This window comes from Nitrospirota bacterium (genome assembly GCA_037386965.1).
Taxonomy (GTDB): Bacteria; Nitrospirota; Thermodesulfovibrionia; order Thermodesulfovibrionales; family JdFR-86; genus JARRLN01.
Genome location: JARRLN010000116.1, coordinates 1 through 4973, shown reverse-complemented (window position 1 = coordinate 4973; position 4973 = coordinate 1). Strand labels below are relative to the sequence as shown.

The following is a 4973-nucleotide window of genomic DNA, read 5'->3' as shown; positions in this document are numbered from 1 at the left end:
GGTGCGCAAGGGGGACTCCAGCCCCCTTGCGCAAAGCAGGGTTTTTGGTCCTTGCTTTTTTGGGGGATACGTAAGGGGTTGTTCTTCTCTTTTCTTCAGGGGGGTACGTAAGGGGGACGTCAGTCCCCCTTACGCCCAAAGCAGGTTCTTTTTGGTCTTGTTTTTGGGGGGATACGTAAGGGGGAGAGACTCCCCCTTACGATATTTTAGAGTTCCCTCTGCTTCTCCCCTCCCTCCATTATGGCCCCTTTGCCCACACCCAGGTCCACGTTCTTCTTCATGAACTCCAGCATACGCTCCTCTGCCTCCTTGAGGGCCTTTTCCTTGTCGTCCGGCACCTCGACCAGCCACGTCTCCGGGTCCGCCCGGTTGAGCTCCGTCCTGATGGCGTCCTCCAGAAGCGCACTCGTATAATGGGGCACCTTCTCCCTGTTTGCCATCAACTTCTCTTCCACCGGTCTCAGGTACTGGGTCCGGTAGGTCTCCATGTCAACCTTGGCCATGGCCGTCCTCCTTTTCGTTCGTGGTCCGTCCTCTTCTCAGCCCCATTGTATCGCAGGAAGGCGAACTTGTTAATGCCCCTTCGTGGAGGGAGGAAAAGGAGATTCCATTTGATTTCATAGCATCAAGGTGGGTTTCGCCGATTCTCCCCGACAAGACAGAAATTGCTCTTCTTCTCTCAATTTCATGGAAGAAAGTCGTTTCGCCCCGGCCCGCGGCCATTGCCGGCCCGTGAGCCGTCTCACACCCCTCCTTCTCCCCCTCCGGTACACTACGTTCAGCGGCGAAGGGTGAAAGCGGAAGGCGGTGGTCGCCTTCCCCGCCTTTCGAGGGTGGGCTTTTGAGCAAAGGCAGTCGGAAAGACAAGTCCGCGGACGCCGCCGCGGGCGCTTCCATCAAGGAGCAGAGGCCGGGCACCTCGCTGCAGGCCATTTTTATCCTGGCCGGGGGCTGGGTGGGGTTTGCCGTCTACATCTTCATATTCTTCTTCGCCATGGACGGGGCAGAGGGGCACTCCTTCATCGAGCACTTCCTCTCCCCCGAGCACAGCGGCATCCGCTTCCGCGCGCTGGTCTTCTTCGCCCCCTTCATAACCACCGTCATCGGCTTTCTCGTCAACGAGCGGGAGAAGTTCCTCACCAGGACCGTCGTCTCGGAGTCCAAGTACCGCGACCTCTTCCAGAACGCCAACGACCCCATTTTCATCGTGGACGACGCCCTCCGCTTCGTGGACGTCAACAGGCGGGCCGTGGAGCTCCTGGACCACAGCAAGGAGGAGTTTCTTCGGATGAACCTCCGGGACATCATGCCGGCGGGAGAGATCCCCTTCATGGGCAGGGACTGCACCGGCCTCAGGGAGAGCGACCTCCGGGAGAAGTACGTCACCAGGATGCGCGCCCGGGAGGGATGCTGGCTTGACGTGGAAGTGAGCACCTCGGCCATCGTGCGAGGGGGGAAGGTGGTGGGCTCCCGGAACATCGTCCGCGACATTACCGACCTGAGGCACATGCAGGAGGAGCTGAGCCGGACCTACGAGGCGCTTAAGGTAGAGTGCCAGGAGCGCACGGCGAGCCTCAGGGAGACGGAAAAGAAGCTCCAGACGGAAATCTCCGAACGAAAGAAGACCGAAACCCGCATGGCCGTCCTCCTCAAAGGGCGGCGCCCGGGCTAACCAGTTAGCTTCTCCTCACACTGCAAACCTTAAACTGTAGCTTTCTTCCGGCAATAAGAGAACGAGCCGCTTCCCTCAAAAGAGCGTGCCCGGCGGGGACCCTTTCCCGAGCATCTCAAGCAGCTCTTCGTAGGATATCCTCTTTACCTCCAGGTCCCGGGCCCGGGTGAGCTTGGCGTCGCCGGGGTTCTCCCCCACCACCAGGTAGTCCGTGCTCCGGGAGACCGACCCCGTGGCCTGCCCCCCGGCCTCCTCGATGAGGGCCTCCACCTCCTTGCGGCTCCGGGGCATGGTGCCCGTAACAACGAAGGTTAGCCCCGCGAGGGGGCCCCGCTCCGCTTCTTCCTCCGCGGGGGCCCGGTACTCGGGGTTTGTGATGCGCACCCCCAGGGCCTTGAGCTCCTTGAGGGCTTTCACATTTTTCTCCTCGCCGAAGAACCGGCTCACGGCCAGGGCGATTTTCTCTCCCATCTGCTTTATCTCCGTGATGCGCTCGGGCGAAATCCCGTAGAGGTCCTCCAGGCTCCGGAAATGCCTGGCCAGAAGCCTCGCCGCATGCTCCCCCACGTGGGGGATGCCCAGGCCGTAAAGGAACCGGGCCAGCGTGGTCTCCTTGCTCGCCTCGATGGCGTCCATGAGGTTCTGGGCGGACTTCTCCGCAAAACGGGGCAGGGCAAGGAGGTCCTCTTTCCTGAGCCTGTAGATGTCCGTGAAGTGATGCACCAGGCCCCTCTCGTGAAGGAGCGCCACGTTCTTCTCCCCCAGCCCCTCGATGTCCAGGGCCCCCCGGGAGGCATAGTGCTCTATTCTTCCGCGCACCTGCTTGGGGCAGTTCAGGCCCAAGCAGCGGTAGGCCACCTCTCCTTCCTCGCGCACCACCCGGGAGCCGCACTCCGGGCAGCGCTGGGGCGGGGGAACCTTTCTCTCCGTCCCCGTGCGCTTTTCCTTCTTTACCTCCACCACGTGGGGGATGACGTCCCCGGCCCGCTCCACCACCACGGTGTCCCCCACGCGGGCGTCCTTGCGCTCTATCTCGTCCCAGTTATGGAGGGTGGAGCGGGAGACCGTGACCCCGCCGACGCGCACGGGCTTGAGGAAGGCGATGGGGGTGACGACCCCCGTTCTTCCCACGCTGGGCACGATGTGCTCTATCACCGTCACCCCCCGGTGGGCCGGGAACTTGTAGGCCACCGCCCAGCGGGGCTCACGGGTCCTGGCCCCCAGGCGGTCCTGAAGGGCCAGGTCGTTTACCTTCACCACCGCGCCGTCCGCCTCGAAGGCGAAGGTGTGGCGGGCCTCCTCTATGTTTTTTATGTGGGCGAGGACCTCCTCAATCCCCCGCGCCAGGCGCATCATAACCGGCACCGGAAACCGCGCCGCCCGGAGCCAGGCGAGCATCTCCCACTGGGTGTCGAAGCGCGCGCCTTCCTGCGCCCCCACGCCGTAGCAGGCCGCGTGCAGCTTTCTGCGGGCGGTGATGGAACTGTCCAGCTGGCGGACCGAGCCGGCGGCGGCGTTTCGCGGGTTGGCGAAGGGGGCCTCTCCCCGGGCCGTCTTCTCCCGGTTCAGCTCCTCGAACTCCTCGATGTCCATGTAGACCTCCCCCCGCACGTCCAGCCGCTCCGGGGGCGGCTCGCCCCGAAGGGCGAGGGGCACGGCATGGATGGTCCTTATGTTCACGGTGACGTCTTCCCCCTCGTAGCCGTCCCCCCGCGTGGAGGCGGTGGCCAGGGCGCCCTTCTGGTAGGAAAGCTCGATGGCCAGGCCGTCGTACTTGGGCTCCACCGTGTACTCTATGTCCTCCTCCGTCCCCAGGAACCTCTTTACCCGGCGGTCGAACTCCCTGACCTCGTCGGCCGAGAAGGCGTTGTCCAGGGAGAGCATGGGCTGGGCGTGGCGGACCTTCCGGAACTTCTCCAGGGGCGGGGCCCCCACGCGCTGGGTGGGGGAGTCGGGAAGGACAAGGCCCGTCTCCTCCTCCAGGTCCTTGAGCCTTCTGAGGAGTTGGTCGTAGTCGGCGTCGGAGATGACGGGGCTGTCCAGGACGTAGTAGCGGTAGTTGTGGTAGTTGAGGTCCCTGACGAGACGCTCTATCTCGGCTCTCTTCTTTGGCTCCGCTTTCTTCTCCGGGCCGGGCTTAGCCATGGGCCTCGATGAGCGTAAGGAGAAGCTCGAGGGCGGCCAGTGCCGCCTCTTCCTTGTTCTGGTGCCGGGAGCCTCCGAGCCGTAGCTCCCTCGCCCGGGTCTCCCCCGGGGCGGAGGCGGCCACGTAGATAAGCCCGCGGGGCTTGCCCTCCAGGGCATCGGGGCCCAGGTTGCCCGTCGTACCCAGGGCGTAGTCCGCCCCGGCCAGGGCCCGCACCCCCTCGGCCATCAGCCGGGCGCACTCCTCGCTCACCACGCCCCGCTCCTCGATGCTCGCCCCGGGGACGCCCAGCACGCGCGTCTTCATCCCCTCTGCGTAGGCGACCACCCCTCCCAGGAAAAAGCTGCTCGCCCCCGCCACCTCGGTGAGCCAGTGGGCCAGGAGCCCCCCGGTGCAGGACTCGGCCACGGCCAGCGTCCCGCCCCGCTCCTTGAAGGCCCGATGGACCTCCATCACCGCGTCTCTCGCCCTGTTTTTCATGCCTCACATTTTAGCGGGCCTTGGGCCAAACCCACAAGAGAGCACGCGGGGAGGCTTCGGGGGGTGCTCTTCGGGATGGGCGGCAGGAAAAAAATCGGGCGGCTGGGCTCGCGCCCGCCGCCCCTCTATGTAAACCCCTTCCGGGGGTGATTGCCCGGTCAGTAGACGGAGCGCATGCGGCCGGTGCGGGCATCCAGGACGATGCTGTCCACCTGCTCCTCTCCGCGATAGATGTCTGCCAGGATGAATCGCCTGTCGTGGCCCGTTATGACCACCTTGAGCCCCTTCTGCTCGAAATAGGCAATCAGGGCGTTGACGGCATCCCCCAGCGTGGCATGGCTGTGCATCGCCCCGTAGGGGCCCCGGCAGGAAGCGCCGTACCTGATGGACGGCTGCTCGGCAGGGGCCGGTACGTTCTCGTCGTCCCCCCCGTGGGCCGGGGGAACGCCCACGGAGAGGACGAGGAGAAGGAGGAGAGATGCGAGGATGCCTTTTTTCATGCCTTTAGCATAGCGGGCCGGTGTGAAGATACTTTGAAGGAACTATGAAGGCTTTATGAAGCGGACGGTCTCAGCTGGGTCCGAGAGCGGCGGTGGCCGCGAGCGCTTGAGTCGCCAACCGGTATGTCCGGTGGCTGCAAAAAGGAAGTCTGCAAACCTTCGCGTGACTCCTTCG

The 4973-nt window shown here is 64.3% G+C and carries 5 protein-coding genes; 1 reads left to right on the top strand and 4 read right to left on the bottom strand.

Annotation, left to right across the window (positions count from 1 at the left end; genetic code table 11):
- Positions 1–206 precede the first annotated feature (206 nt).
- Positions 207–503 (bottom strand): hypothetical protein, encoded by a 297-nt coding sequence (locus tag P8Y39_12435; protein ID MEJ2193124.1) that lies wholly within the window; start codon positions 501–503, stop codon positions 207–209.
- 338 nt (positions 504–841) lie between these two features.
- Between P8Y39_12435 and P8Y39_12430 the strand changes: the two genes are divergently transcribed.
- Positions 842–1672 (top strand): PAS domain S-box protein, encoded by an 831-nt coding sequence (locus tag P8Y39_12430; protein MEJ2193123.1) that lies wholly within the window; start codon positions 842–844, stop codon positions 1670–1672.
- Between the two features lie 75 nt (positions 1673–1747).
- Here the strand turns inward: P8Y39_12430 and ligA are convergent, their stop codons facing one another.
- From ligA to P8Y39_12415, 3 genes are all read right to left on the bottom strand, one after another.
- Positions 1748–3817, bottom strand: coding sequence for an NAD-dependent DNA ligase LigA (gene ligA, locus P8Y39_12425; GenBank protein ID MEJ2193122.1), 2070 nt, complete (start codon positions 3815–3817; stop codon positions 1748–1750).
- A complete protein-coding gene (locus P8Y39_12420; protein MEJ2193121.1) occupies positions 3810–4298 on the bottom strand; it encodes a CinA family protein in 489 nt (162 codons plus the stop codon). Before P8Y39_12420 ends, ligA begins: the two co-directional genes overlap by 8 nt.
- Before the next feature lie 158 nt (positions 4299–4456).
- Positions 4457–4798, bottom strand: a complete 342-nt coding sequence (locus P8Y39_12415) for a hypothetical protein (GenBank protein MEJ2193120.1) — start codon at positions 4796–4798, stop codon at positions 4457–4459.
- Between the last annotated feature and the right edge of the window lie 175 nt (positions 4799–4973).

Excerpts from the sequence above, each read along its gene's own strand:
- P8Y39_12435 (MEJ2193124.1), bottom strand. The coding sequence starts at position 503 with ATGGCCAAGGTTGACATGGAGACCTACCGGACCCAGTACCTGAGACCG.
- ligA (MEJ2193122.1), bottom strand. The coding sequence starts at position 3,817 with ATGGCTAAGCCCGGCCCGGAGAAGAAAGCGGAGCCAAAGAAGAGAGCC.
- P8Y39_12420 (MEJ2193121.1), bottom strand. The coding sequence starts at position 4,298 with ATGAAAAACAGGGCGAGAGACGCGGTGATGGAGGTCCATCGGGCCTTC.
- P8Y39_12415 (MEJ2193120.1), bottom strand. The coding sequence starts at position 4,798 with ATGAAAAAAGGCATCCTCGCATCTCTCCTCCTTCTCCTCGTCCTCTCC.